The organism is Micromonospora sp. NBRC 110037, from assembly GCF_001652995.1.
Taxonomy (GTDB): Bacteria; Actinomycetota; Actinomycetes; order Mycobacteriales; family Micromonosporaceae; genus Micromonospora; species Micromonospora chalcea.
This window is the reverse complement of record NZ_BBVA01000003.1, coordinates 529,405-555,522: the sequence shown is the minus strand read 5'-3', so window position 1 is coordinate 555,522 and position 26,118 is coordinate 529,405. Positions and strand designations below refer to the sequence as shown.

23 protein-coding genes are annotated in these 26,118 nt (G+C 73.3%); 9 read left to right on the top strand and 14 right to left on the bottom strand.

Annotated elements, in window-relative coordinates; all coding sequences use genetic code 11:
* Positions 1–5 precede the first annotated feature (5 nt).
* Positions 6–461, top strand: coding sequence for a GatB/YqeY domain-containing protein (locus tag A4R25_RS12570; protein WP_064446806.1), 456 nt, complete (start codon positions 6–8; stop codon positions 459–461).
* 69 nt (positions 462–530) lie between these two features.
* Here the strand turns inward: A4R25_RS12570 and A4R25_RS12565 are convergent, their stop codons facing one another.
* Positions 531–2,969, bottom strand: a complete 2,439-nt coding sequence (locus A4R25_RS12565; RefSeq protein ID WP_043330857.1) for a transglycosylase domain-containing protein — start codon at positions 2,967–2,969, stop codon at positions 531–533.
* Between the two features lie 402 nt (positions 2,970–3,371).
* Here A4R25_RS12565 and A4R25_RS12560 point away from each other — a divergent pair, with 402 nt between their 5' ends.
* Positions 3,372–3,692, top strand: coding sequence for a WhiB family transcriptional regulator (locus A4R25_RS12560; protein ID WP_043327856.1), 321 nt, complete (start codon positions 3,372–3,374; stop codon positions 3,690–3,692).
* Positions 3,693–3,700: 8 nt separating this feature from the next.
* Here A4R25_RS12560 and A4R25_RS12555 read toward each other — a convergent pair whose 3' ends face one another.
* From A4R25_RS12555 to A4R25_RS12545, 3 genes are read right to left on the bottom strand one after another with little or no spacing between them, the layout of a single operon-like run.
* Complete coding sequence (locus tag A4R25_RS12555) at positions 3,701–4,849, bottom strand: ArsA-related P-loop ATPase (protein WP_174535410.1); 1,149 nt, start codon at positions 4,847–4,849, stop codon at positions 3,701–3,703.
* 54 nt (positions 4,850–4,903) lie between these two features.
* Positions 4,904–5,878, bottom strand: coding sequence for an ArsA-related P-loop ATPase (locus A4R25_RS12550; protein ID WP_043327858.1), 975 nt, complete (start codon positions 5,876–5,878; stop codon positions 4,904–4,906).
* A 26-nt stretch (positions 5,879–5,904) separates the two neighbouring features.
* Positions 5,905–6,492: a hypothetical protein gene (locus A4R25_RS12545; protein ID WP_064446804.1), complete on the bottom strand. Its 588-nt coding sequence runs from the start codon at positions 6,490–6,492 to the stop codon at positions 5,905–5,907.
* 336 nt (positions 6,493–6,828) lie between these two features.
* On the opposite strand from A4R25_RS12545, the gene A4R25_RS12540 reads away from it, so the two are divergent.
* The 7 genes from A4R25_RS12540 to A4R25_RS12515 all read left to right on the top strand — a co-directional run bounded on the left by A4R25_RS12540 (position 6,829) and on the right by A4R25_RS12515 (position 14,536).
* Entirely contained in the window at positions 6,829–7,266 is a 438-nt protein-coding gene (locus tag A4R25_RS12540) for a hypothetical protein (protein ID WP_043327859.1), read from the top strand.
* A gap of 62 nt (positions 7,267–7,328) precedes the next feature.
* On the top strand, positions 7,329–7,484 hold the full coding sequence (locus A4R25_RS31085; protein WP_013289021.1) for a DUF4177 domain-containing protein: 156 nt from the start codon (positions 7,329–7,331) through the stop codon (positions 7,482–7,484).
* A gap of 5 nt (positions 7,485–7,489) precedes the next feature.
* Complete coding sequence (locus tag A4R25_RS12535) at positions 7,490–7,951, top strand: RidA family protein (RefSeq protein WP_043327860.1); 462 nt, start codon at positions 7,490–7,492, stop codon at positions 7,949–7,951.
* 123 nt (positions 7,952–8,074) lie between these two features.
* Positions 8,075–8,869, top strand: a complete 795-nt coding sequence (locus A4R25_RS12530; protein ID WP_064446803.1) for an MBL fold metallo-hydrolase — start codon at positions 8,075–8,077, stop codon at positions 8,867–8,869.
* Entirely contained in the window at positions 8,866–12,447 is a 3,582-nt protein-coding gene (locus A4R25_RS12525; RefSeq protein ID WP_064446802.1) for an adenylate/guanylate cyclase domain-containing protein, read from the top strand. The genes A4R25_RS12530 and A4R25_RS12525 overlap by 4 nt, the downstream gene beginning before the upstream one ends.
* Positions 12,448–12,580: 133 nt before the next feature.
* A complete protein-coding gene (locus A4R25_RS12520) occupies positions 12,581–13,039 on the top strand; it encodes a hypothetical protein (RefSeq protein ID WP_043327862.1) in 459 nt (152 codons plus the stop codon).
* A 30-nt stretch (positions 13,040–13,069) separates the two neighbouring features.
* Positions 13,070–14,536, top strand: a complete 1,467-nt coding sequence (locus A4R25_RS12515) for a serine/threonine-protein kinase (protein WP_064446801.1) — start codon at positions 13,070–13,072, stop codon at positions 14,534–14,536.
* Here the strand turns inward: A4R25_RS12515 and A4R25_RS12510 are convergent.
* The 10 genes from A4R25_RS12510 to A4R25_RS12465 form a co-directional block, all read right to left on the bottom strand.
* Positions 14,523–14,975, bottom strand: coding sequence for a hypothetical protein (locus A4R25_RS12510; RefSeq protein ID WP_043327863.1), 453 nt, complete (start codon positions 14,973–14,975; stop codon positions 14,523–14,525). The two genes, A4R25_RS12515 and A4R25_RS12510, sit on opposite strands and share 14 nt — an antisense overlap.
* A gap of 276 nt (positions 14,976–15,251) precedes the next feature.
* Positions 15,252–16,415, bottom strand: coding sequence for an acyl-CoA dehydrogenase family protein (locus tag A4R25_RS12505; RefSeq protein ID WP_043327864.1), 1,164 nt, complete (start codon positions 16,413–16,415; stop codon positions 15,252–15,254).
* Positions 16,412–18,427 carry a biotin carboxylase N-terminal domain-containing protein gene (locus A4R25_RS12500; protein ID WP_064446800.1) on the bottom strand — a complete coding sequence of 672 codons (2,016 nt, stop codon included), beginning with the start codon at positions 18,425–18,427 and terminating at the stop codon, positions 16,412–16,414. Before A4R25_RS12500 ends, A4R25_RS12505 begins: the two co-directional genes overlap by 4 nt.
* Positions 18,428–18,441: 14 nt before the next feature.
* Positions 18,442–20,049 carry an acyl-CoA carboxylase subunit beta gene (locus A4R25_RS12495; protein WP_043327866.1) on the bottom strand — a complete coding sequence of 536 codons (1,608 nt, stop codon included), beginning with the start codon at positions 20,047–20,049 and terminating at the stop codon, positions 18,442–18,444.
* Entirely contained in the window at positions 20,046–21,185 is a 1,140-nt protein-coding gene (locus A4R25_RS12490; RefSeq protein ID WP_064446799.1) for an acyl-CoA dehydrogenase family protein, read from the bottom strand. The genes A4R25_RS12495 and A4R25_RS12490 overlap by 4 nt, the downstream gene beginning before the upstream one ends.
* A complete protein-coding gene (locus A4R25_RS12485; RefSeq protein ID WP_064446798.1) occupies positions 21,182–22,858 on the bottom strand; it encodes an acyclic terpene utilization AtuA family protein in 1,677 nt (558 codons plus the stop codon). The genes A4R25_RS12490 and A4R25_RS12485 overlap by 4 nt, the downstream gene beginning before the upstream one ends.
* Entirely contained in the window at positions 22,855–23,649 is a 795-nt protein-coding gene (locus tag A4R25_RS12480) for a TIGR03084 family metal-binding protein (protein WP_064446797.1), read from the bottom strand. Before A4R25_RS12480 ends, A4R25_RS12485 begins: the two co-directional genes overlap by 4 nt.
* Positions 23,650–23,679: 30 nt before the next feature.
* Positions 23,680–24,300: a TetR/AcrR family transcriptional regulator gene (locus tag A4R25_RS12475; RefSeq protein ID WP_043327870.1), complete on the bottom strand. Its 621-nt coding sequence runs from the start codon at positions 24,298–24,300 to the stop codon at positions 23,680–23,682.
* A 105-nt stretch (positions 24,301–24,405) separates the two neighbouring features.
* Positions 24,406–25,149 (bottom strand): metallophosphoesterase, encoded by a 744-nt coding sequence (locus tag A4R25_RS12470; protein WP_043327871.1) that lies wholly within the window; start codon positions 25,147–25,149, stop codon positions 24,406–24,408.
* A gap of 115 nt (positions 25,150–25,264) precedes the next feature.
* The gene (locus A4R25_RS12465; protein WP_007466162.1) at positions 25,265–25,942 is read right to left on the bottom strand and encodes a Crp/Fnr family transcriptional regulator; all 678 of its coding nucleotides are present in this window, start codon (positions 25,940–25,942) and stop codon (positions 25,265–25,267) included.
* Positions 25,943–26,118: the final 176 nt, after the last annotated feature.

Here is a 26,118-nt window from a genome sequence, read left to right as displayed (position 1 = left end):
CGTCCATGAGCACGCTGAAGGACCGTCTCACCGCCGACATGCGCGCCGCCCTGAAGGCGCGCGACGAGCTGACCACCTCCACGCTTCGCATGGCCCTCGCGGCCGTGGGCAACGCCGAGGTGGCCGGCCGGGAAAAGCGCGAGCTCAGCGACGACGAGGTGCTCGCGGTGCTGGCCAAGGAGGCGAAGAAGCGCCGCGAGGCGGCAGTGGCGTTCGCCGACGCCGGGCGCGCCGAGCAGGCCGGCAAGGAGACCGCCGAGGGTGAGGTGCTGGAGCGCTACCTGCCCAAGCAGCTCTCCGACGAGGAACTGGCCGAGCTGGTCTCGGGGGCGCTCGCCGCGGGCGGCTTCACCGGCAAGGCGCAGATGGGCCCGGCCATGAAGGCCGCCCAGACCGCGGTGGCCGGCCGCGCCGAGGGGGGCCGGGTGGCCGCTGAGGTACGCCGCCAGCTGGGCCTCTGACCGTCCCGTAGACACAAGACGAAGCGACGGCCACCCCCTTCACGGAGGTGGCCGTCGCTTCGTCTGGGATCAGTTCCCCGGTCGTCCTGGTCGGCCGTTACCCGGTCCGCCCGGGCCACCTGGTCGGTCCGGCGTCGCGGTTCCGCCCTGGTCCGAGTCGCCCTTGCCGGAGCTGACCTCGATCATGACGACGCCGCCCTTGATGGTGCGCCCGTTCGGGCTGGTGCCGGCCGCGGTGCCCGCCGGGCAGTCCGACGCCACCTTGTTGCTGGAGACCACCGGCTCGAAGCCGGCGCCCTTGAGCCGGGACTTCGCGCTCTCGATGGACGCGCACTTCACATCCGGGATGGACCGCTGGTCACCCAGGACGATCTTGCCGCTGGGCGGGGTGAAGTTCTTCCGGTCCTTGCCCTTCATGGCGTCCCGCAGCGTCTCGTAGACCGCCGGGTTGATGCCGGTGGGCACGTCGTGGCCCATCTTCTGGTTGGTCTGCGGCCAGTCCGGGTCGGCCATGATGCCGGCGACCGCGTACTGCTTGGTCATGGCGACCAGCGAGGAGGTCTTCTCCGAGTCGGTGGTGCCGGACTTGCCGGCCACCGGCGCGTCGACGATGTTGCGGACGTTGCCGGCGGTGGCGGTGCCGCACTTCGTGGTCGAGGAGCGGTCACCCACCGGGCAGCGGGCGGCGTCCACGGCGGCCCGGGCCACCTCGGTGCTGACCCGCTGCTCGCAGCGCGGGTTCGCGACGTCGAGCTTCTCGCCCTCCGGGCCGCGGATCTCCTGCACCGGGATCGGCTCGCAGTACTTGCCGTCGGCGCCGAGCGTCGCGTACGCGTTCGCCAGCTCCAGCGGGGTGGTCTGCGAGACGCCGAGGCTGAACGCGCCCCACTGGTGCGGGTTGGCGGCAAGTTGCGCGTCGCTCGACGAGCGGAACGAGATGCCGAGCTTCTGCGCCGCCTTCACCACGTTCTCCGCGCCGACCCGCTGCTGCAGGTCGATGAAGAACGTGTTGACCGAGAAGCCGAAGCCGCTCCACATGTTGTGCATGCCGGCCATCGAGGCGTTGGCGTTCTTCGGGCAGTACTTGTTGGTGCCCGGGCAGGCGGCCGGCGAGTTGAACTCGACCGGGTAGTTCGACTTGAACACGGGCTGCGCGTTGATCGGGTAGCTGAGCGGGTAGCCCTTCTCCAGCGCGGCCACCAGCGTGAAGATCTTGAAGGTCGAGCCCGCCTGGTAGCCGGCGATGCCGGGGCCACCGGTGATCAGCGGGTTCACCGTGTTGGGGTAGTTGCCCCGGATCTTCTTCTTGGCCTTCGCCGGGTCGCTGGAGATCTTGTTCTGCGGGTCGTCCGGGTCGTCGAGCTTGAAGTTGCGGTTGACGGCGACGGCGCGTACCCGGCCGGTGCCGGGCTCGACGGCGGCCACCATCCGGGCCGCCTTGCTGCTCTCGCCCAGGTTCTTGCGGACGGCCTTGTCAGCGGCCTTCTGCGCCTGCACGTCGAGCGTGGAGATGATGGTGTAGCCGCCGCTCTTGAGCCGCCGCTCACGGTCGTACGAGGTGGCGCCGAACGTCTCCTGCTGCAGCCACCAGCGGTAGAGGTAGTCGCAGAAGAAGCCCCAGGAGCGGGTGGTGGTCTGGGTGCAGCCGTTCGGGGTGCGCTTGCCCTTGACGACGAGCTTGATCTTCTTGGCGGCGTCCGCCTCCTGCTGGGTGATCGCCCCGATCTGCACCATGTTGTCGATGACGTAGTCGCGCCGGCCGACCGCCTCGGGGTAGCCCGCGGGGGTGGTCGGGTCGAACGCGGTGGGCGCCTTCACCATGCCGGCGAGCATGGCCGACTCCTGGATGTCCAGCTTGCTCGGCGGCTTGTTGAAGTAGACCTGGCTGGCCGCCCAGATGCCGTACGCGCCGTTGCCGAACGCGGCGATGTTCAGGTAGCGCTCCAGGATCTCGTCCTTGGAGAGCTCCTTGTCGATCTGCAGCGCCAGGCTCATCTCGCGCAGCTTGCGGGCGCTGGTGTCCTCGGTGGCGGCGACCACGTCGGCCGGGTGGGTGGCCGAGTAGGAGATGGCCAGCCGGACGTACTGCATGGTCAGCGTCGACGCGCCCTGCCGGGAGGAGCCGGCGGCCTGGTTGTTGACGAACGCCCGTGCCACACCGTTGAGGTCCACGCCGTTGTGCTTGTAGAAGTCGTGGTCCTCGGCCGCGATGATGGACTTCTGCATGTGCGGCGAGATGTCCTTGAGCTTGACGTCCTTGCGGTTCTCGTCGTACATCGTGGCCAGCACGGTCTTGCCGTCGGACGCGAGCAGCTTGGTCATCTGCGGCGACCGGGCGACTGTGAGCTCCTTGGGCAGCGCGCCGAATGTCTCCGAGCCGGCCTTCGCGGCCAGTCCGGTCATCGCCACCGCGGGGAAGGCCGCCGCAGCGACCACCACTCCGGCCAACAGGCCGCAGATCAGCAGCGATGCGGCGTTGGTCAGCACGTTGTGGTCACGTTTCCGCATCCAGGTCACCTCGACAGGGTACGCGAGCAGGGATCGGCGGGCGCGCGGGGAACTTTCCCCATTTCCTGCATGCGCCGGCCTCGTTGTGCTAAACGCACGAGCCCTGGTCCTGGGTTGCGTGAGATCCGGCGGAAGTCTCTCTGAAACCCGGGAGGGGCGCAGCGTTTTCACGTACCCGGGCGGGGTAGACGCCGGGCGAAAGCCCGGGAAGCCGGGAGTGTCCGGAATGATGGATTTCGCCGACAACGTTGCGTAATCGGGCGACTACACAGCATGATGGTGGCGGCGAAGGCAGCCGTGCGTCGTTCGTGCCGCCCTGGGGAGGCCGGCGCGGACGACCGGGGGGAGTTCGAGGGCTGCTCGCACGAAGTCGGTAGGTACTGCAAGGGGGGACGTGTACAGATGGGCATGATCACTGACTGGCCGTCACTGGCGGCATGTCAGAACGGAGACCCGGACGCGTTGTTCGTACAGGGCGCCGAACAGAACGTGGCGAAGAGGATCTGCCGGAGCTGCCCAGTTCGGTACGAGTGCCTGGCCGACGCGCTCGACAACCGGATCGAGTTCGGTGTGTGGGGTGGCATGACAGAACGCGAGCGCCGGGCGTTGCTGCGCCGTCACCCGCAGGTGACCAGCTGGCGCAAGATGTTCGAGGCGGCCATGAAGAAGAACGCCAAGGAGAAGGCCGGCAAGGACAAGGTCCTGGTGACCACTGCCACCTGACCGCCAGGTCAGCTCCGGCTGATCGCCTCGCCGATCGTCCGCAGCCCGTCGACGTCGTGCACGTCGGCGGGCTGCGCGGCCACCGACACCGCCGGCACCGCCGGGAACGCCTCGGTGAACCGGGCCGCCACCTGCTCCTCGCGTACCGCCTGCTGGGCCAGCGCGGCATGCGCGCGCAGCACCTCGACGGTGCCCTCGTGCCCGCCCGCCGCGGCCAGCCGCTCCGCGGCGGCCAGGCTCTCCGCCGCGGACAGGGCCGCCGCCGGCCGGTGCACCCGGTTGAGCACCAGCCCGGCCAGCGGCATCTGCTCTTCCCGCAGGCGACCCGCGAAGTAGGCGGCCTCCCGGACCGCGTCCGGCTCCGGGGCCGCGACCAGCAGGAACGCCGTCTCCCGGGCCTGCAGGATCCGGTACGTCTGCTCGGCCCGCTGCCGGAACCCGCCGAACATCGAGTCGAGGGCCGCGACGAAGCCGGACAGGTCGGTGAGCAGTTGGGCGCCGAGCACCTTCTGCACCACCTTGGAGAACATCCCGAAGCTCGCCGTCACCAGGTTGAACATGCTCCGTCCGCCGGTGCGCGCCGGGGCCAGCAGCAGCCGCAGCATGCGGCCGTCGAGGAATCGGGACAGGCGGGCCGGAGCGTCCAGGAAGTCGAGCGCGGACCGAGACGGCGGCGTGTCCACCACGATCAGGTCCCACTCGCCCCGGGCGTGCAACTGGCCCAGCTTCTCCATCGCCATGTACTCCTGCGTGCCGGCGAAGGTGGAACTCATGGCCTGGTAGAACGGGTTGGCGAAGATCTCCGCGGCCTTCGCCGGGTCGGTGTGCTGGAGCACCACGTCGTCGAACGTGCGCTTCATGTCCAGCATCATGGCGTGCAGCTCGCCGCCGCTGGCCTCGACGTCGATGCCCTTGACCTGGCGGGGTGTGTTGTCCAGCTCGGTCAGGCCGAGCGACTGCGCCAGCCGGCGGGCCGGGTCGATGGTGAGCACCACGGTCCGGCGGCCGTGCCGCTCGGCCGCGCGCAGCGCCAGCGCCGCGGCGGTGGTCGTCTTGCCCACGCCGCCCGCCCCGCAGCAGACCACGATCCGTACACCGTCGTCGGCGAGGATCTGGTCGACGTCAAGCGGAGGCGCCGCGTCTTCGGAAGGCACCAATCGAGCGTATCGGTCCCGAGGGGCACTCTGCTCCGTGCCGGTCGCAGGTGTGAGTCAATCCGCCCGGACGAGGGTCTCGGCGAGCGCCTCCAACCCGGCCCGGTCGACTCCTCCGGGCAGCAGCGGCAGTTCGATCATGGGCAGGCCCAGCTCCACCAGGTCGCCCCGGAGCGAGTCCTCCAGCTCTCGGCGTACCTGCTGGTCGTGGGCCTCCTCGACGAGCCCGGCCACGGTCGGGCCGTCGGTCGGCAGGCCGGCGGCGGCCAGCCCGCGCTCCAGCTCGGCCGCGGTCACGGCCCGGCCGGCCGGCACCGGCGGGCGGACGCCGTTGACGATCACCCGGCCGACCGGGAAGCCGAGCTGGGTCAGCTCGGCGACTGCGTCCAGCGTCTCCTGGACCGGCATCTCCTCCAGCAGCGTGACCACGTGCACGGCTGTCATCGGCGACCGGAGCAGCGCGGAGACGCCCTCGCTCTGGGTCTTGATCGGGCCGACCTTGGCCAGCCGGGCGGTCTCCGCTGTCACGTTCAGGAAGCGGCCGATGCGCCCGGTCGGCGGCGCGTCCAGCACGACCGCGTCGTACGTCCGGCGCGAGCCGCTGGTCCGGGTGGTCGCCTCCTTGACCTTGCCGGTGAGCAGCACGTCGCGCAGGCCCGGCGCGATCGTGGTGGCGAAGTCGATCGCGCCGAGCTTGCGCAGCGCCCGGCCGGCCGCGCCGAGCTTGTAGAACATGTCCAGGTATTCCAGGAGCGCCGCCTCGGCGTCGACCGCCAGCGCCCGCACCTCACCGCCGCCGGGCGCGTCGGCGAGGTGCCGCTCCTCGTACGGCAGCGGGTCGGTGCCGAAGAGCTGGGCGATGCCCTGCCGGCCCTCCACCTCGACCAGCAGGGTGCGCCGGCCCCCGGCGGCCAGGCCGAGGGCCAGCGCGGCGGCCACGCTCGTCTTGCCTGTGCCGCCCTTGCCGGTCACCACGTGCAGGCGGGCCGGCCATCTGCCGGCGGACTCGGCCGGCTGCTCACTCGCTGCCACCCGTCGAGCCTAACCAGCCGGCCGGATCAGCCGACCTCGCAGACCCACCAACCCGTCTTCCGCACCACTGTGAAGCGCAGGGACTGCTCGGCGACCTTCTCGTCGGCGGTGGTCATGGTCACCCGGGCGGAGACGGTGGCCCGGTCGCCGGTCTCGTTGTCGACGGTCGGGTTGCTCCAGCGGAACCGGGGGTTCTGGTACTGCTCGGCGTACTTGCGCACCTCGGCGACCTTGGCGGCGATCTTCTCGTCGTCCCGGGCCGCCGAGCAGACGAACGTGGCCGCCTTCTCGGCGTCCCGCTCCTGGTAGACGGCCTTGAGGAAGCCGTCCACCGCGATCTGCGGTTCCTTCGCTCCCTGGCCGTTCTCGGTGTCGCGCAGGACCAGGAACGCGGCAGTGCCCCCACCGCCGCAGAGCAGGACCGCGGCGGCCAGCACCAGCGAGGCGATGAGCAGCGCCGGTCGCTTGCGTGGTGGGCCGCCGGGCGGGCCGGGCGGATACGCCGGTGGCCCGGCGGCGGGAACGGCGCCCGGCGGTGTGCCGCCGCCGGGCGGTGATTGTGGGTGCGGGTCGCCGGGCGTGCCGGTGTCGCCACCGGCGGGCGGTTGGGTCATCTGTCTCCCCCGGGTTGCGGCTCCCGTCGCCGCCCCAGGCGACGGGCACGGGTCGAGGTGGTCGGGCGCGCGTCCGCGCGTGCCCAGTCCGGAAGGGTAGCGGTCGGCGGGGCGCTTGCCAGCCCCGCGTACGCACCGGCGGGAGGCGAGTTCGCGGTCGCGTTCCGGACCAGGCTTGTGTCACATATGTGACTGGTTGTGACGAAGCATGCGCGTCCCGTTGCCGGGACTGGCCGGAGGTCCTACGTTCGTCCCGACACGGAGAGCCGGACCCGCCGGACGGTGCCGAGGCGGATGGCGGTGTCAGTGAGCAGGTACGACGCCCGGAGGCGACGCATGCGCGACGCGGAGAACACCCCCCGAGCCCAGTTCCCCGGCGACCGGTCCGGCCGGCCCGGCGAGGCCGACGTGCCCGCCTCGTTCAACGAGCGGTCGTACCGCCTTCCGGTCGAGGTGGTCCGGACGCCGTCCCGCCCCGGCGCGAAGGGGCGGGACGAGGACGAGCCCGGCTACGTCATCCACCTGCCGGTACGGGTGGCCGACCTCGCCGCGGCCACCGCGCTCGCCGGCACCGTGGCCACCTCGCTGAGCTTCCTGGTGGAGCTGGACGCGGGCGAGACCACCGTCTCCACCGCCGACGACCAGAACAACAGGCACCGGGTCTTCTGCGATCTGCTGCTGCCCGACCGCAGCCGGTGCCCGCAGCGCTTCGAGCACGAGGGCCCGTGTGGCGAGCCGCCCTCCGCGCCGGAGCCGCGTCCCGCGTCCCGTTGACGACGGCGGACCGTAGGCTGTGCCTGACCGAAGTCCAAGTCAGGCAAGGGAGCCCTCCTCCGATGCAGAAGTGGGAATACGCCACGGTGCCGCTGCTGGTCCACGCGACCAAGCAGATCCTCGACAACTGGGGCGAGGACGGCTGGGAACTGGTCTCGGTGGTGCCCGGCCCGAACCCGGAGCAGCTCGTCGCGTACCTGAAGCGCCCGAAGGGCTGACCGGCATGAGCAACGGACCCCACGCGAAGCTCGCCGAACTCGGCCTCGCGCTGCCCGAGGTGGTGCCGCCGGTGGCCAGCTACGTGCCGGCCGTCCAGTCCGGGCAGCACGTCTACGTCTCCGGCCAGCTGCCGATGGCCGAGGGCAAGCTGCTCGCCACCGGCAAGGTCGGCAACGGCGTCTCCGCCGAGCAGGCGAAGGACCTGGCGCAGCGGTGCGCGCTGAACGCGCTGGCCGCGATCGACGCGCTGGTCGGGCTGGAGAACGTGGTGAAGGTCGTGAAGCTGACCGGCTTCGTGGCCAGTGCGCCCGGTTTCACCGGCCAGCCCGGCGTGATCAACGGTGCCTCGGACCTGTTCGGCGCCGTGTTCGGCGAGGCCGGCCGCCACGCCCGCAGCGCGGTGGGCGTGGCCGAACTCCCCCTCGACGCCCCGGTAGAGGTAGAGGTCATCGTCGAGGTCGTCTGACCCGCCCCGCCGAGCCTGCGATCTTGCGGTTGCCGCCCTGGCAGAAGCCCCAGACGGGGACAAACCAGCGGCGGGAACTGCAAGATCGCGGGGAGTGGCCGGGGGAGTCGTACGATCGCTGCCATGGGTGGGCGTGTGACCGGGGCCGCTGGGGCGCTTGCAGATGGGCTGCCGGGGTGGGTGACGCTGTTGCGCGCGCCCAATCCGGGGCCGATGACGCTCGACGGGACCAACACGTGGGTGCTGCGGGCCGGGCCGGCCGCGCCGGCCCTGGTGGTCGACCCGGGCCCCGCCGACGAGGGGCACCTCGCCGCGATCGCGGCCCAGGGGCCGATAGGCGCGGTGCTGATCACGCACGGGCACCCCGACCACACCGAGGGCGCGCCCCGGCTGCGTGAGCTGCTCGACGGCGTACCCGTGCTCGCCGCCGACCCGGCCCACACCGCCGGCGGTGACCCGCTCACCGTCGACATGCGCCTCGACCTGGGGCTCGACCTGCGGCTGCTGCCCACCCCCGGGCACACCGCCGACTCGGTCTGCCTCCTCGCCGAGCACGACGGCGATCGGGTGGTGCTGACCGGCGACACGATCCTCGGGCGGGGCACCACCGTGGTGGCCCACCCCGACGGGCACCTCGGCGACTATTTGTCGAGCCTGGAACTGCTCTCCACGTACCGGGAGGTCCCGGTGCTCCCGGGCCACGGCCCGGCGCTCGCCGACTGCGGCGCGGCGGCCGACTTCTACCTGGCCCACCGGCGGGCCCGGCTGGACCAGGTGCGCGCCGCCGTGGCCGCGGGCGCCACCACCGCGCCCGAGGTGGTCGCCGTGGTCTACGCCGACGTCGACAGGTCGCTGTGGTGGGCCGCCGAGTGGTCCGTCCGCGCCCAGCTCGAACACCTCGGAGTGGAGCAGCCGTGACCTGCCCGGTGTGCGGGACGGTAGCGGTACCCGGGGCGCGGTTCTGTCACAACTGCGGCGCGGCGCTGCCGGCCGCCGCCACGCTGCCCGCCGCCGAACGCCGCGTGGTGACAGTGCTCTTCGGTGACCTGTCCGACTTCACCTCCTGGTCGGAGGACCTGGACCCGGAACGGGTCGGCGCGGTCACCGACCGGGTGCTCGCCGCCCTCGCGGGCGCGGTCAAGACGTTCGGCGGCCACGTCGACAAGCTCACCGGCGACGGGATCATGGCGGTCTTCGGCGCGCCGGTCGCCCACGAGGACGACGCCGAGCGGGCGGTCCGCGCGGCGCTGTCCATGCAGCGCGCGGTGCGGCGGGTGCTCGACGACGAGCGGGGCGGCGGCGCGCCGCTGGGCCTGCGCGTCGGCCTCAACACCGGGGACGTGATCGCGGGCATCCAGGCGGCGATCGAGTACACGGTCATCGGCGACACGGTGAACACCGCCGCGCGGCTCGCCGACGCCGCCGCGGTCGGCGCGGTCTACGCCGGGGCGCGCACCTCCGCCGCCACCCGGCACGTCGCCTCCTGGCGGGCGCTGCGCCCGCTGCGGCTCAAGGGCAAGCGGGAGCCGGTCGAGGCGTACGAGCTGCTGGGCCTGCTGGACGCGCCCGGCACCCGGTCCGGTCTCGGCGACGAGGCGCCGTTCGTGGGCCGGGAGACCGAGATCGGCCGGGTCGCCGGCCGGCTCGCCGAGGTGATCGACCGGGGCGAGCCCCGGGTGCTGCTGATGACCGCCGAGGCGGGCATCGGCAAGTCCCGGTTCGCGGCCGAGGTGGAACGCCTCGCCGCCGGATACGACGTCGGCGCCGGCCGGTACGCCGCGCACACCGGCGCCCGGGTGCTGTCGGTGCGGTGCGCCGCGTTCGGCGAGCGGCGCCGCCTGGCCCCGCTGGCCGACCTGGTCCGCGCCGCCGTCGGCCTGCCCGGCGACGCGGCCACCGCCGTCACCCGCCCGGCCGTCGAGGAGCGGCTGCGCCGCCTCGGCCAGCGCCTGTCCCGGCTCCCCGGCGACCCGCCACCGATCGCCGTGGACCAGCTCCTGGCCCTGCTCGGGTACGCCGAACTGCCGCCCGCCACGGAGAACGGTGAGTGGAACGCGGCCGGGCCGCCACCGGACGACGAAGCCGTGCCGACCGCTGTCGCGGACCTGCTCACCGCGCTCGCCGTGGAGGCGCCGCTGGTGATCGTGGTGGACGACCTGCACGACGCCACGGCCGAGACGCTCAAGGCGTTGGCGCTGACCCTCAACCGGCTCAGCGGGCCGGTGCTCGTGCTGCTGCTCGGCCGTCCCGAGCTGGTACGGACCGCCGGCGCGCTGACCCGGGTCGCGGACGCCGAGGTGCACGCGCTGCCGCCGCTGCGCGGCGCGGACGCCTCCCGGCTGCTCACCAGCTACCTCGCCGGTGGCCGCATGCCCCAGGCCGACACGGACCGGCTGCTCGCCACCGCCCAGGGCAACCCGTTCTACCTGGCCGAACTCGTGACGCTGCTGATGGAGCGCGGCGCGCTGACCGCCGGGCCGGGCCGCGGCGCGGACGTCGGCTGGCGTCTCGCGCCCGGCTCGCTCGGCAGCCGGCTGCTCTCCCGGGACCTGGCCGCGGTGCTCGCGGCGCGTATCGACGCGCTGCCGCCGGATGCCCGCTCGGCGCTGCGCGACGCCGCGGTGGTGGGCGACACAGTGCCCGCCGGTGCGCTGGAGGCGCTGCGCGAGCAGCGGCTCGGGCAGGACGGCCGGCCCGCCGCGGTGGCCGCCGTCGAGCTGGACCGGGCCGTGGAGGAGCTGCTGCAACGCCGCATGCTGCACCGCACCCGCACCGGGTTCGCCTTCGCCACCCCGCTCATGCGGGAGGCCGCGTACGCCGGGGTGAGCAAGGCCGAGCTGGCCGAACGGCACGCGGCGCTGGCCCGCTGGGCCGCGCCGGAGAGCGTGGACGGGACGGGCGGCGCCCCGGCGGGCGCCTTCACCGAGGCCGCCCGGGACGACTTCGTCGCCGAGCACGTCGAGCGGGCCACAGCGCTCGCCGACGCGGTCAAGCTGCGCCCGGACGCGCCGGCCCGGGCGGTCACCCCGCTGGGCGTGGCCGCGCTGGGCCGGGCCGCCCGCCGGTCACTGCGGTCGGGGGAGCCGGCTCTCGCGGTCGAGTACGCCGAGCGCGCGGCCGAGCTGGCCCGCGACGGCGTACCGCCGGCCGACCGGGTGACGCACGCCCGGGCGCTGCTCCAGATCGGCCGCCCGGCCGACGCGCTCGCGTTCGCCGAGAAGATCGCCGCGAACACCGGTGACCCGGCCACCCGGACCGCCGCGCTGCTGCTGGCCGGGCAGGCCCAGCAGACGCTGGGTGACGCCGAGCGGGCCGAGCGCAGCTGGCAGGAGGCGTTGCAGGTGGCCACCGACGCCGACCTGCCCACCATGCGGGCGTCGGCGATGCGGCGGCTCGGCATGGCCGACTTCATCGCCGGCCGGCTCGGGCAGGCGAGCAGCCGGCTGGCCGCGTCCTATCAGGTCAGCCTGGCCGCCCGGGATCCGCGCGGGCAGGCCTGGTCGTTGCAGAACCTGGCCTGGGTGACCACCACCCGGGGCGACTTCGCCGGCACCGACGCGGTGCTCGGGCGGGCCGCCCGGCTCTTCGCCGAGCTGAAGGACCCGTACGGGCGGGCCTGGCTGCGCGGCACCACCGCGTTCGCCCGGCTGCTCGCCGGACGGCTGCGGGAGGCGTGCCGGATGGCGCGGGTGTTCCTGCCGTTCGGGGAGCGGGTCGGCGAGGCGTGGGCGGTCGGCACGCTGCGCGCGGTCGAGGCGTACGCCACCGCCGAGCTGGGCGACCTGGCCGAGGCGGACCGGGCGGCGCGGCGCGCGTACCGGGACTTCGCCGAGGTGGGCGACGACTGGGGGCAGGGCTTCGCGCTCGTGGTGCGCGGCGTGGTGGCGCGCGGGCTGGGCGAGCCGGAACACGCGGCCGACCTGTTCACCGACGCGCTCGAGTACGCCGACCGCACCACCCACCCGCTGCTGACCGGCATGGCCGGGACGCTGCGCGGCTTCGTGGCGCTGGACATGGGCGACCACGAGACCGCCGAGCGGGAGGCACGGTCGGTGCTGACCCGGGTGGAGCCGCACAACCCGCAGGCCCCGGCCCAGGTCGCGCCCCGGGTGCTGCTCGCCATGGCCCGCCTCGCGGCCGGTGACCCGGGTACCGCCGTGGGGCTGCTGGCCCCGGTCGCCACCGGCGCGGCGAACGCGCCCTCGCTGCTGTTCTCCCGGCGGCAGACGATGGCCCGGTACGCCGCCGCGCTGCTCGCCCACGGCCAGCGCGAACAGGCGCTCGACTGGGCGCAGCGGTCGATCACGGCGCCGGCCGAGGACGTGCGCAGCCAGGTGGTGGCGCGGCTGGTGCTGGCCGAGGCGCTCGACGCCTGCGGCCGCCGGGCCGAGGCGCTGACCAACGCGGAGGAGGCGGTACGCCTCGCGTACGCCACCGAACAGCGCAGTGAGCGGATGGTCGCCGACGCGTTGCGGGTCCGCCTCTCCGGCGGCTGATCACCCGTGTTCTGACGGTTCCGGGGATGTGTTCGTCGGTGGAGCCGGTTAGCGTGGGCGGCGACAGTCGTGGATCGACTGCCGCCTCCCGGTGCGCGCCTGCGTCACCGGCGGACCACGCTGGGGAGGGACGATGAGGCTGCCGCGCTCGGGCGCCGGCTGGACGATCGCGGTCTTCGGGCTCCTCGCGCTGCTCCTCGGCGCGCTCGGCCTGATCTGGCCGGAGACTCAGCTTCGTCTGCTCGGCTTCGAGGTGCCGGCCGAACGCGCCCCGGGCGACTACACCGGCACGTTCCTCACCGCGTCGTCGATGGCCTCGTTCAACATGGGGGTCTACTACCTGCTCGCCGTCGCCACCGAGTGGCGGCCGTTCTACCGCTTCACTGTCTGGTTCCGCCTGGTCACGTTCACCGTCTTCACCATCGCGGTGCTGTCCGACGTCGCGCCGGACCGGTTCTTCGCGGTCGCCGCGTGGGAGGGGCTGGGCGCGGTCGCGACAGCCGTCGGCCTGTGGTGGGACGCGCGCCGGGCGGGCACCGCCACTGACGACTCCGCGCCGGATCCGGTGCCGGCCACCGATGCGGCCCGCTGAGCGGCCGGACCAGTTGGGTATTTTCGAACCGTGACCGAGACCCCGCCCGGCGCCGTGCGGCTGCCAATCGTGCCCGGTCTGACCGATCTGCAGGTGTTCGCCCGGGGCGGCTACGCCACCATCTACCGGGCCACCCAGATCTCGGTGGGGCGCGAGGTGGCGGTCAAGATCGAGAACCGGACGCTGGACAGCGAACGCGACCAGGCCCGCTTCCTGCGCGAGGCCCGCGCCGCCGGGCGGATGTCGTCGCACCCCCACGTGGTCGACCTCTTCGACGTCGGGGTCACCGTCGACCAGCACCCCTACCTGATCATGGAACTGTGCGACGGCTCGTACGCGGAGCGGATGCGCACCTCGCCGCTGGGCCCGGAGGAGACCCGCGACCTCGGCGTGAAGATCGCCGACGCGCTGGCCCACTCGCACGCGGCGGGCGTGCTGCACCGGGACGTCAAGCCGGCAAACATCCTGCACTCCGAGTTCAACTCGGCGGTCCTCGCCGACTTCGGCCTGGCGGTGCTCGCCGAGTTCCGTGACTCCTCGGTCATGCTGGAGGCGCTCACCCCGGCGTACGCGCCGCCCGAGACGTTCAACCACAGCCCGCCCAGCCCGGCCGTCGACGTCTACTCGCTGTGCGCCACCCTCTACGCGGTGATGTACGGCCGGCCGCCGCGCTGGCACTCGGAACGCAACCCGAGTCTGGTGACCGTGCTGGAGATGTTCCAGCAGCCCATCCCCGGGCTGCCCGGGGTGCCCGGCGAGCTGATCGACGTACTCCGGCTGGGGATGTCGAACGACCCGGGCGCGCGTCCCTCCGCGGTCGAGTTGCGCGGCCTGCTCGCCGGGCTGCCGCTGGACGGCGCCCCGGCCGGCGGCGCGCTCTACGACGGCGCCGAGCGCTACCGCCGTAGCGGCGGCCCGAACCCGCGCCCGCCCGCCGACGACGACCACCCGACCGTGGCGTCGCGGGCCCGCCGCTGGCCCAAGCGCTGGTTCCTCGGCGGCGCCGGGGTGCTCGCGCTGGCGGCGTCGGCCGGTGGCGGCTGGCTGGCCGCCGGTCACACGCCCGCCGCTCCGCCGACCCCGGTGACGAGCGGCGTGGCCGGGGGGCCGGTGCCCGGCTGCGCGTCCGCCGACGTGCGGCTCCCGGCCGGCGCGCGGTGCGCTTCCGAGCTGGAGTGCTTCGGTCCGGTACGGCTGCGCCGCGACCGGGCCGAGGCGAGCCGGGTGCCCTGCGACGGCCAGCACACCTGGGAGACGTACGCCGCGGGCGACCTGCCGGCCGGTCTCGCCGGCGCCAAGCACGACGCGGTGGTCGCCGACCCGGCCGTCGGCAAGGTGTGCAACCCCGACACGTTCCGGGTGGTCAGTGGCGCGGACCCGGCGAACGGATGGAACCTCGAGGTGCTGCCGCCGGAGACCGACGCCGACCGCACCTACCGGTGCCTGGCCGGGCGGGGAGTGAACGCGCTCGCCGGGCCCACGCTCACCGGCCGCTGAGCCCTCGGCTCTGTCGCACCGACCTCGGGTCGAGCGTCTCCAGCGTGTCGGCGTCCACCGCGGTCTGCGTCCGCAGGCCGCGTACCGCCCGCGGGTCCAGCGTCTCGAGCGTGTCCGCGTCGACCGGATGGCCGCCGGGGGCGCGCAGGTTCCGTACCGCCCGGGGGTCGATCGCCTCGAGCGTGTCGGCGTCCACTCCGTACCCGGCCTCGGGCAGCCAGGTCTCGGGCGACGGGGTGTGCCCACCACCGCTGACGGGCTGGCGGGCCGCGGTGATCGTCACCCCGGCGATCATGCCCAGCACGACGCAGACCAGGGCCAGCACGACCGACAGGATGCCGGGCGGGCGCCACACCGCGAGGGCCACCACCGCCGCAACCGTCGCCAGGGACGCGACGACGGCCTTCGCCCGCGCATCGGGCTTCGGGAACGATCTCACCCGACAAGCATGGCCCAGCGCGGCAACCTGTCAACCGGCGGGCCGAGACGGCTTCCCGTCAGTCACGCTCCACTTCGGAGCGGCAGAAGCGTCGATCGAGCAAAAATCGTTACATCTGTTGGCCGGCTGCCGTATCGCTCCGGGTTGGGAAGCCGCTACCGTGAGCGTCGATCCGGGAGTGGCGAGGCCGAGGTCTCCTCGACCACACCGCCCAGTGACGGACCCCCGGGGTACGGCAGGTGATCGGGCACCCGCCGTACCCCGGGCCCACCTCGGTCAGTAGGACTTGTCCTGGCCGAGGACGTGCTGGGCGACGAAGTTGAGGATCATCTCGCGGCTGACCGGGGCGATCCGGCCCGCGCGTACCGCGCCGAGCAGCGTCGACACGCCGTACTCGGTGGTCATGCCGGCCCCGCCGAGCGCCTGGACGGCGGTGTCGACGGCGAGCGCGGCGGCCTCACCGGCCGCGTACTTGGCCATGTTGCCGGAGATGCCCGCTTCCAGGTCGCGACCCGCGTCGTACAGCGTCGCCGCCTTGTAGATCATCAGACGGGCCAGCTCGACCTGTACCGCCGCGTGCGCGAGCGGGTGCGCCACGCCCTGGTGCGAGCCGATCGAGTTCCCGCCCCACACCTTGCGGGTGGCGGTGTAGTCGCTCGCCCTGTCGATCGCGTACCGGCCGGTGCCGGCACCCATCGCGGCCACCGTGATGCGCTCCGGGTTGAGCCCGGCGAACAGCGCCGGCAGCCCGGCGTCGAGCGACTCGCCGACGAGCGCGTCGGCGGGCAGCCGGACGTCGTCGAGGAAGAGCAGGAACTGGTTCTCCGGCGACAGGATCTCCATGTCCAGCTTGGACTTCTCCAGGCCCGGCGCGTCGGTCGGCACGATGAACAGCGCCGGCTTCAACTTCCCGGTGGACGCGTCCTCGGTGCGAGCGACCACGAGGACGTGCCCGGCCTCGTCCACGCCGGAGATGTAGATCTTCCGGCCGCTGAGCAGCCAGTCGTCGCCGTCGCGGCGGGCCACTGTGGACAGCCGGTGGAAGTTCGAACCGGCGTCCGGCTCGGTGATCGCGAAGACGATCTTCTCGGAGCCGTCGGCGAGCCCGGGAAGGTGCTTCTTGCGCTGCTCCTCCGTGCCGTGCTTGCTGATGATCGTGGCGGCGATGGCGGGGGAGACCACCAGGAGCAGCAGCGGGCAGCCGGTCGCGGCCAACTCCTCGCACACCAGCGCCAGGTCGGTGATGCCGCCGCCCCCGCCGCCGTACTCGGTGGGGATGTTGACGCCCAGGTAGCCCAGCCGGCCGGCCTCGTGCCACAGCTCGGTGGTGTGCTCGCCGGCCTTGGCCTTCGACACGAAGTAGGAATGGCCGTACTTGCGTCCCAGCTCCCGTACCGCATCGCGGAGCTGGTCCTGTTCGGGGGTGAGGTCGAAGTTCACTGGTGGTCCTCCTCGGGGTCCACGACGGCCAGTACGGCACCCGTCTCGACCTGGCCGCCGGCGGGCACCGGCAGTTCCGTCACCACGCCGTCGGCGGGGGCGAGCACGGGATGTTCGAGCTTCATCGCTTCGAGTGTCAGCAGCAGGTCACCGGCGGCGACGCGCTGACCGACCTCGACGTGCACCCGGGTGACCGCCCCGGGCAGCGGCGCGAGCAGCGACCCGGCCGCCAGCTCCGCGGTGGGCAGGGGCAGGCGGGGCAGCTCGGTGAGGCTCGCCGCCCCGTCCGGGCCGTCCACGAAGACCGACGACCCCACCCGGTGTACGCGGAAGGCCCGCCGAACCCCGTCGACATCGAGCACCACCCGGTCCGGGGCGGCTGTCACCAGCTCGACCACCGGCAGCTCGGTGTTAACAGGGGACCCTTCCTCTACCGGATCCGTTAAGAGGGAGCCCTTCCTTCCCCACTCGGCGAGGGCGCCGGTGCGGTCCAGGCGGTAGTGGACCTCGATCTCCTCGTCACCGGGGCCGGTGAACCGGGTGACCTGCGGGAAGGACGGCACGTTGCGCCAGCCGGACGGCAGCCCGGCCAGCACCGGGGCGGCGGCCCGGCGCGCGGCGGCAGCGGCCAGCGCGGCGGCGAGCGCCGCCACCGGAAGCTGCTCGGCCGGCAGCAGCGGCTCGAACACCTCCGGGTGCCGGTCCAGGAAGCCGGTGTCGACGTCCACGGCGGCGAACTCCGGGCTGCGCAGCACGCGTACCAGCAGGTCCCGGTTGGTGGCCACGCCATGCAGCTCGGCGCGGGCCAGCGCGCCGGCCAGGGCGCGGGCCGCCTCGGTGCGGGTGGGCGCCCAGGCGACGAGCTTCGCCAGCATCGAGTCGTAGTGCACGCTCACCGTCGAGCCGTCCACCACGCCCGAGTCCAGGCGCAGCCCCCGGGCCGGACCGAACTCGGCGGCGACCCCGGGGATCGCGAACCGGTGCAGCGTGCCGGTGGCCGGACGGAAGCCCTGAGCCGGGTCCTCGGCGCACAGCCGTACCTCGATGGCGTGGCCGTCGGCCGGCGGCGTGGTGGTGACCGGCAGCGGCTCGCCCTCGGCGACGAGCAGTTGCAGCCGTACCAGGTCCAGCCCGGTGGTCAGCTCGGTGACCGGGTGTTCCACCTGGAGGCGGGTGTTCATCTCCAGGAAGTGCACCTGCCCGTCCGGCGCGAGCAGGAACTCCACTGTTCCCGCGCCGACGTAGTCGACGGCCCGCCCGGCGGCCACCGCCGCCTCGTGCAGCGCCGCGCGCACGTCGTCGGGCAGCACGCCGGGCGCCTCCTCGACGATCTTCTGGTGGCGGCGCTGGATCGAGCAGTCGCGTACCCCGAGGGCCACGACGGTGCCGTGGGTGTCGCCGAAGATCTGCACCTCGACGTGGCGGCCGCGTTCCACGTACCGCTCGATGAAGACCGTGCCGTCGCCGAACGCCGCCGCGGCCTCGCGGCGCGCGCCCGCGACGGCCTCGGCCAGCCCGGCCGCGTCGTGGACGATCCGCATGCCCCGGCCGCCGCCACCGGCGGCGGCCTTGACCAGCACCGGGAAGGCGGTGACCTCGGCCGGATCGGTCCAGGTGGGCAGCATCGGCACGCCCGCGTCGGCGAGCAGCGCCTTGGCGGCCATCTTGTCGCCCATCGCCGCGATCGCCTTCGCGGACGGCCCGACCCAGGTCAGACCCGCGTCGGTCACCGCCGCCGCGAACTCGGCGTTCTCGGCCAGGAAGCCGTAACCGGGGTGGACGGCGTCCGCGCCGGACCGGCGGGCCGCGTCGAGGATGGCGTCGACGCGCAGGTACGTCTCGGCCGGCGTGTTCCCCGGCAGCCGTACCGCCTGGTCGGCGTCGGCGACGAACGGCGCGTCGGCGTCCGCGTCGGAGTGCACGGCGACGGTGGCCACGCCGAGGGCGCGGCAGGTGGCGAAGACCCGGCGGGCGATCTCGCCCCGGTTCGCGACCAGAAGCTTGGTGATCATCTTGAGTACGCCCCCTACATCCGGAAGACGCCGAAACCGTCGGCGCCCTTCACCGGTCCGTTGTGGATCGCCGACAGGCACAGCCCGAGGACGGTACGGGTGTCCCGGGGGTCGATCACCCCGTCGTCGTAGAGCCGCCCGGACAGGAACAGCGCGCCGGACTGCGACTCGATCTGCTGCTCGACCATCATCCGCATGGCGGCGTCGGTGTCCTCGTCGTACTCGCGGCCCCGGGCGGCGGCGGCCTGCCGGGCCACGATGGACAGCACCCCGGCGAGCTGCGCCGGGCCCATCACCGCCGACTTCGCGTTCGGCCAGGTGAACAGGAACCGCGGCTCGTACGCCCGGCCGCACATGCCGTAGTTGCCGGCGCCGTAGGAGGCGCCCAGGTTGACCGTCAGGTGCGGCACCTTCGAGTTCGACACCGCGTTGATCATCAGGGCGCCGTGCTTGATGATGCCGCGCTGCTCGTACTCGGTGCCGACCATGTAACCGGTGGTGTTCTGCAGGAAGACCAGCGGTGTGTCCGCCGCGTTGGCGAGCTGGATGAACTGCGCCGCCTTCTGCGCTTCCTCGCTGAACAGCACGCCCCGGGCGTTCGCCAGCACGCCGACCGGGTAGCCGTGCAGCTCACCCCAGCCGGTCACGAGCGCGGTGCCGTAGCCGGGCTTGAACTCGTCGAACGCGCTGTCGTCGAGTACCCGGGCCAGCACCTCGCGCGGGTCGAACGGCACCTTCAGGTCGGCGCTGGCGATCCCGAGCAGCTCCTCCGGGTCGTACCGGGGTGGCAGCGGGTGCGGGTTGCGGGGCGGCGGGCCCTGCTTGCGCCAGTTGAGCCGGCGGACGCACTGCCGGGCCAGCCGGATCCCGTCGCGCTCGTCGGAGGCGAGGAAGTCGGCCAGGCCGGACGTGGTGGCGTGCATCGCCGCGCCGCCCAGCGACTCGTCGTCGGTGACCTCGCCGGTGGCCATCTTCACCAGCGGCGGCCCGGCGAGGTAGACCTGCGAGCGGTCCCGGATCATGATGGTGAAGTCCGACATGCCGGGCACGTACGCGCCACCGGCGGTGGCGTTGCCGAAGACCACGCTCACCGTCGGGATCCGCTGCGCCGACAGTCGGGTCAGGTCCCGGAACACCCGGCCGCCCGGAATGAAGATCTCCGCCTGGGTGGGCAGGTCCGCCCCGGCCGACTCGACCAGGTTCACCATCGGCAGCCGGTTCGCCGCCGCGATCTCACCCGCCCGCCGGGTCTTCGCCAGCGACCACGGGTTGATCGCGCCCCCGCGTACCGTCGGGTCGTTCGCCACGATCAGGCACTCGACGCCCTCGACCACGCCGATGCCGGTCACGGTGCTGGCGCCGACCGGGAAGTCGGTGCCGAACGCGGCCACCGACGACAGCTCCAGGAACGGGCTGTCCGGGTCGAGCAGCAGCTCGATCCGCTCCCGCGGGAGCAGCTTGCCGCGACCGTGATGGCGGGTCACGTACTTCTCGCCGCCACCGCCCCGGGCCTGGTCGAGCGCCGCCTCCAGTTCGGCGAGGCGTTCCAGCAGCGCCTCCCGGTTGGCGGTGAAGGCGGGCGCGGACGGGTCGATCGTGCTCTGCAGAACTGTCGTGCTCACAGGCCCATGCCCTTCGCGATGATCTCGTTCATGATCTCGGTGGCGCCGCCGCCGATGCCGAGCAGCCGGGCGTCGCGGTAGTGCCGCTCCACCTCGGCGTCACGCATGTAGCCGAAACCGCCGTGCAGTTGCAGCGCCGCGTCGACGACGAAGTCGCACGCGGACACCGCCACGTTCTTCGCGATCGCCACCTCGGTCACCACCGGCTGCCCGGCGGCGACCCGCTCGGCGACCTCGTGCACGTACGCCCGGGCCGCCTCGGTGCGGGAGTGCATCTCGGCCAGCCGGTGCCGCACCACCTGCCGCGAAACGAGCGGCCGGCCGAACGTCTGACGGTCCCGGCACCACCGCACCGTCAGGTCCACGCAGCGCTGCGCGGTCGCGTACGCCTGCGTGGCGAGCGACAGCCGCTCGGCGGCGAACTGCTGCATGATGGCGAGGAAGCCGGTGTCCTCCGGGCCGACCCGGTTGCCCACCGGCACCCGGACGTCGACGAAGGACAGTTCGGCCGTGTCGGAGCAGTGCCAGCCCAGCTTCTCCAGCCGCCGGCCCACCGTGAACCCCGGCGTGCCCTTGTCGATCACGAGCAGGCTGAGCGAGCCCGACCCGGGAAAGTCGGTGCAGACCGCAGTGGTGACGAAGTCTGCCCGGACCCCGCTGGTGATGTACGTCTTGGCGCCGTTCACGACGTAGTGGTCGCCGTCGCGTACGGCGCAGGTGCGGATGCCCGCCACGTCCGAGCCGCCGTCCGGCTCGGTGATCGCCAACGCGCCGATCATCGTCCCGGCGAGCGCCGGCCGGACGTACTTCTCGATCAGCGCCTCGTCCTGAGCCTGAACCATGTGCGGCAGCGCGATCCCGTGCGTGAACAGCGCGGCGATCAGCCCCGACGACCCGCCCGAGCGGATGATCTCCTCGGTGACCACCATCGAGTCGAGCAGGTCGCCGCCGCTGCCGCCGACCGACTCCGGGAAGCCGATGCCGAGCAGGCCGACCTTCGCGGCGGTCTCGTGCAGCGACCGGGGCAGTTCGCCGGCCCGCTCCCAGTCGGACAGGTGCGGCAGCACCTCCCGGACCACGAACGAGCGGGTCAGCTCGCGTAGCTGCCGGCGTTCCGGCGTGTCCACGATGGTCATGCCGGAACCTCCGTCGGAAGATCGACCACCCGGGAGCGCAGCAGCTCGCCGAGCGCCTTGGCCTGGGGATCGAACCGGGTGGACGCGGCCACGCCCTGCCCGAGCAGCCCGCGGATCACGAAGTTGACGGCGCGCAGGTTCGGCAGCTCGTACCGCTCGACGGTGAGCGACGCCGTCTCCGGCAGCAGCTCGGCCAGCCGTTCCACGGTCAGCCAGTCGCGCAGCCACGGCCAGGTCGCGTCGGTGCGGGCCCAGACGCCCAGGTTGGCGTCGCCGCCCTTGTCGCCCGAGCGCGCGCCGACCAGCTCACCGAGCGGCCCCCGCCGGGTGGCGTGCAAGGAAGGGCCCCCTGTTAACGCCTCGTGTTGTACAAGGGTCCCTTCCAAGCCGCTCGTCACCGTCGGCGGTGGGATCGGCACCCGCTCGCCGGAGGGCAGGACCGCCACGTGCTCGACCGCGTCCTGCGCGATCGCGTCGGCGGTGAACACCCCGTACGGCGTCGCGTCACCGGGCAGCGTGGTGAGCGTGCAACCCGGATAGGAGGCCAGCGCCAGCTCCACCGCCGCCGCCGAGAACGCCCGCCCGGCCCGCGACTTGTCGCCGTCGCGCAGGTGTACGTGCAGCAGCGCGCTCGCCGCCTCGGTGTCGCCGGTGTCCGGGTGGTCGGTACGGGCCAGCGTGAACTCCAGCCCCTCCGTGCCGACCGACTCCTCGATCTGGGCGCGGACCAGTGCCGCCTTGGCCGGGATGTCCAGCCCGCACAGCACGAACGTCATCGAGTTGCGGAAGCCGCCCAGGTTGTTGACGCCCACCTTCAGCGTGTCCGGCGGCGGCGTGCCGCGTACCCCGGAGACACGTACCCGGTCCGGGCCCTCCTGCTCCAGCCGTACCGTGTCGAGCCGGGTCACCACGTCCGGCCCGAGGTAGTCCGGGCCGCCCACCTCGTACAGCAGCTGGGCGGTGACCGTCTCGACCGTCACCGCGCCGCCGGTGCCGGCGTGCTTGGTGAGCACCGACGAGCCGTCCGCGTGCAGCTCGGCGATCGGGAATCCGGGCCGGTGCCCGCCGTCCGGCAGTTCGGTGAAGAAGCTGAAGTTGCCGCCGGTGACCTGCGCGCCGCACTCGATCAGGTGCCCGGCCACCGTGGCCCCGGCCAGCGCGTCGAGGTCGTCGCGGGTCCACCCGAAGCGGGCGATCGCCGGGCCGACCGCCAGCGAGGCGTCGGTGACCCGACCGGTGACCACCACGTCCGCGCCCGCGTCCAGGCAGGCCGCGATCCCGAACGCGCCCAGGTACGCGTTGGCGGTCAGCGCGTCCGGCCGCTGGATCGCGTCGCCCTCGACGTACCCGACCCGCACCTGGAGGCCGAGCCGGTCGCCGAGCGACCGGATCGCGTCGGCCAGCCCCGCCGGGTTGAGGCCGCCCGCGTTTGTGACCAGCGTGACGCCGCGCTCCAGCGCGGTGCCGAGCACGCCCTCCGCCTGACGCAGGAACGTCTTCGCGTAGCCCAGCGACGGGTCGCGCATCCGGTCCCGGCCGAGGATGAGCATGGTCAGCTCGGCCAGGTAGTCACCGGTCAGCACGTCCAGCTCGCCGCCGTCGAGCATCTCCCGCCAGGCGGCGAAACGGTCGCCGTAGAAGCCCGACGCGTTCCCGATCCGCAGCACGCTCATGAGGGAACTCCGCTCGCCGGTTCCCGCTTGTCACCGGGCGGGCCGGCGAACGCCTGGGCCACGTCCAGCCACTCGTCGGCCACCGGCCCGGTGGCGGTCAGGGCCAGGTCGGCGCGGTGCCGGCGCTGCGTGACGAGCAGGCAGAAGTCGAGCGCCGGGCCGGTCACCCGGTCGGCCGCGTCGGCCGGCCCGAACTCCCACACGTCACCGCCCGCGGGCGCGGTCAGCTCCACCCGCACCGGCGCCGTGGGCACCGCACGGCCGTGGGCGGCGAAGCCGTGCCCGAGGGTACGGAAGCCGAGGTGCGCGATGTGGCGCAGGCGCTGCGTCGGGGTACGGCTGACGCCCAGCGCGTCTGCCACGTCCTCGCCGTGCGCCCACGTCTCCATCAGCCGGGCCGTCACCATCGAGGTGGGCGACATGCTGGTGCCGTACCAGGGGATCTTCTGCCCGGCCGGGACGGCGGTGAGCGCGCCGGCGAGCGCCGACCGGCCGGAACGCCAGCGGGCCAGCAGCGCAGGCGGGGGCGCGAGGAAGGACTCGGCGCCGTCCTCGACCAGGCGCGACGGGTCCGGCGCGGCCATCACCGAGGCGAAGAACGCGGACTCGTCGGTGGCCGCCAGGTAGGCGACGTGGTCGGTCCAGGCCAGGTGTGCGATCTGGTGTGCGACGGTCCAGCCCGGGGCCGGTGTCGGCCGCTCCCATCCGTCCGGCGGCAGGTCCGCGACGAGCGCGTCGAGTTGTTCGGACTCGGCGGCCAGATCCGCGAGCAGGGCTGTCAGGTCGACCATTGTGCCTCCGGGCGGGGGTGGGTCAGGGGATCAGTGCCGCTCGCTCTCGGGGGTGAGCAGCGCGGCGAGCTGGCGTTTCCAGGTGTGCAGCAGGGCGGCGCGGCGGGGCGAGTCGTCGCTGAGCAGGTTGGCCACGCCGAGGCCGCGGAGCAGGTCGAGCGTGGCCTGCACCGACTCGCGTACGCCCGGCTTGCGCTCGTCCACGCCGAGCAGCTCGACGGTGAGCCGGTGCATCTCGCGGCCGATCCGCGCCTCCAGCGGCACCAGCGCGGCGCGCAGCTCGGCGTCGGTACGCGCGGCCACCCACAGCTCCAGCGCGGCCGCGAACAGCGGGCCGGTGAAGGAGGCGGCGAGCAGGTCGACCACGCCGTCGAGCCGCTGCGGGCCGACCGGCAGGGCCGCCGCCTCGGCGCGCAGCTCGGCCGCCCGGCGCTCGGTCAGGTGCGCGACGGCGGCGGTGACCAGCGCGGCCTTGGTGGGGTAGTGGTGCAGCTGGGCGCCCCGGGAGACCCCGGCGCGGGCCGCCACCACTGTCGTGGTGGTGCCGGACCAGCCGTGCTCCACCAGGCAGTCGACTGTCGCCTCCAGCAGCCGGGCCTGGGTGGCGCGGCTGCGCTCCTGCTGCGGAACTCGGCTCGGTGCGGTGGACACGCCATCAGCCTGCCGCCCCCAAAACAAACAGTCAAGCCTGACTTTTTTGAAAGGAGGGGGCCCTTGTTAACGCCTGCGGTAGCGGAAGGGCCCCTTTTTAACGCCTCAGCGACCGTCGCGCGGAGCGAAGACGGTGAGCGCGTCGGCGTCGGAGTGGCGGGAGCGGACGTACTCGTCGGCCCAGGCCGCCGCGTCCGGAAAGGCGGACTCGGTGGCGATCCGGGCGCAGGCGGCGTCCACGTCGAAGCGCGTACGGCGCAGTTGCACGCCCGGACCGAGCAGCGCCCACCAGGCGCCCGCGCCCCCGTACGGCATGCCGACGCTGCCCGGGTTCACCACCAGGCGGCGGTCGGCCAGCCGGGTGAACGGCATGTGCGTGTGCCCGCAGACCACGGTGCCGACCTCGGGCGGCAGGCCGGCGAAGACCTCGGCCCAGCGGTCCAGCCGCGAGTCGACGAGCACGACCTCCTCGTCGTCGCGCGGGGTGGCGTGGCAGAACAGCACGTCGCCCAGACCGGTGACCGGCAGCGTGACGGACGGCGGCAGCGCGGCCAGCCGGGCCACCTGGTCGTCGCGGAGCTGCCCCGCGGCCCAGTTCGACACCTCGATCGGGGACGCCGCCCCGGCACGCGCCTGCACCAGCTCCCGGTCGGCGTTCCCGCCGACCCAGCAGGCCCGGTCGCCGAGCGCGGCCAGCCGGTCCAGCACCTCGACCGGTTGCGGGCCGGCCGCCAGGTCACCGGTGAGGACGATCAGGTCGGCGGCGGCCACGTCCGGCTCGGCCAGCACCGCTTCCAGCGCGGGCAGCACACCGTGGATGTCGGAGAGGACGGCGACACGATCGGGCATCGCCCCAGCCTGGCGACACCGGCCCGGCAGGACCAAGCGATTCTGCGGCGGGCAGAGACGGCACCGGCCCGGCTCCGCGCGTTGGCGGGCCGGGCCGGAGAAGCCGGTACGGAGGTCAGACCCGCGCGCGGCGGGCCAGGCGCTCCGGGTCGAGGATGATGATGCTCTTGCCGTCCAGTCGCAGCCAGCCGCGCGAGGCGAAGTCGGCGAGCGCCTTGTTGACGGTCTCCCGGGAGGCGCCGACGAGCTGGGCGATCTCCTCCTGGGTGAGGTCGTGCGTCACGCGCAGCACGCCGCCGTCGCGGGTGCCGAAGCGGCCGGCCATCTGGAGCAGGTTCTTGGCGACCCGGCCCGGCACGTCCGTGAAGATCAGGTCGGCGAGCGAGTCGTTGGTCCGGCGCAGCCGGCGGGCCAGCACCCGCAGCAGCTGCTCGGCGATCTCGGGCCGGTTGTTCAGCCACGGCCGCAGGGCCTGCTTGCGCAGGCGTACGAGCCGGGTGTCGGTGACCGCGGTGGCGGTCGCCGTACGCGGACCGGGGTCGAAGAGCGACAGCTCACCGACCATGTCCGACGGGCCCATCACGGCGATCAGGTTCTGCCGGCCGTCCGCCGCGCGGCGACCCACCTTGATCTTGCCGGACAGGAGGATGTAGAGACTGTCGCCGGGTTCGCCCTCGTTGAAGACGATTTCGCCCTTGCGGACCTCGATCGTCTCCATCTCCTTGGCGAGCGCCTCGGCAGCCTCCGGGTCGACACCCTGGAAGATCCCGCTGCGGGCCAGTACCTCGTCCATCGCGCACCTCCGCCTGCGCGTGCCGTCCGTCGGCCGGGTCCGCCGTCCGCTGATCCCTCGCGCGCCGCCAGTCTAGGCGCACATGAGTAGGAATCAGAGGTGCACCCCTGGAATCTTGATCGTTGGGCGTAACCCGCCCGACCCGGTGAGCAGCTAAGATCCCGCTTCCGGTCCGG

Coding starts and splice junctions, on each gene's coding strand:
- A4R25_RS12520 (WP_043327862.1), top strand. CDS start 12,581: ATGAGGCTGCCGCGCTCGGGCGCCGGCTGGACGATCGCGGTCTTCGGG.
- A4R25_RS12545 (WP_064446804.1), bottom strand. CDS start 6,492: ATGACCCAACCGCCCGCCGGTGGCGACACCGGCACGCCCGGCGACCCG.
- A4R25_RS12560 (WP_043327856.1), top strand. CDS start 3,372: ATGGGCATGATCACTGACTGGCCGTCACTGGCGGCATGTCAGAACGGA.
- A4R25_RS12500 (WP_064446800.1), bottom strand. CDS start 18,427: ATGATCACCAAGCTTCTGGTCGCGAACCGGGGCGAGATCGCCCGCCGG.
- A4R25_RS12535 (WP_043327860.1), top strand. CDS start 7,490: ATGAGCAACGGACCCCACGCGAAGCTCGCCGAACTCGGCCTCGCGCTG.
- A4R25_RS12490 (WP_064446799.1), bottom strand. CDS start 21,185: ATGACCATCGTGGACACGCCGGAACGCCGGCAGCTACGCGAGCTGACC.
- A4R25_RS12530 (WP_064446803.1), top strand. CDS start 8,075: ATGGGTGGGCGTGTGACCGGGGCCGCTGGGGCGCTTGCAGATGGGCTG.
- A4R25_RS12485 (WP_064446798.1), bottom strand. CDS start 22,858: ATGAGCGTGCTGCGGATCGGGAACGCGTCGGGCTTCTACGGCGACCGT.
- A4R25_RS12565 (WP_043330857.1), bottom strand. CDS start 2,969: ATGCGGAAACGTGACCACAACGTGCTGACCAACGCCGCATCGCTGCTG.
- A4R25_RS12470 (WP_043327871.1), bottom strand. CDS start 25,149: ATGCCCGATCGTGTCGCCGTCCTCTCCGACATCCACGGTGTGCTGCCC.
- A4R25_RS31085 (WP_013289021.1), top strand. CDS start 7,329: ATGCAGAAGTGGGAATACGCCACGGTGCCGCTGCTGGTCCACGCGACC.
- A4R25_RS12465 (WP_007466162.1), bottom strand. CDS start 25,942: ATGGACGAGGTACTGGCCCGCAGCGGGATCTTCCAGGGTGTCGACCCG.
- A4R25_RS12480 (WP_064446797.1), bottom strand. CDS start 23,649: ATGGTCGACCTGACAGCCCTGCTCGCGGATCTGGCCGCCGAGTCCGAA.
- A4R25_RS12570 (WP_064446806.1), top strand. CDS start 6: ATGAGCACGCTGAAGGACCGTCTCACCGCCGACATGCGCGCCGCCCTG.
- A4R25_RS12540 (WP_043327859.1), top strand. CDS start 6,829: ATGCGCGACGCGGAGAACACCCCCCGAGCCCAGTTCCCCGGCGACCGG.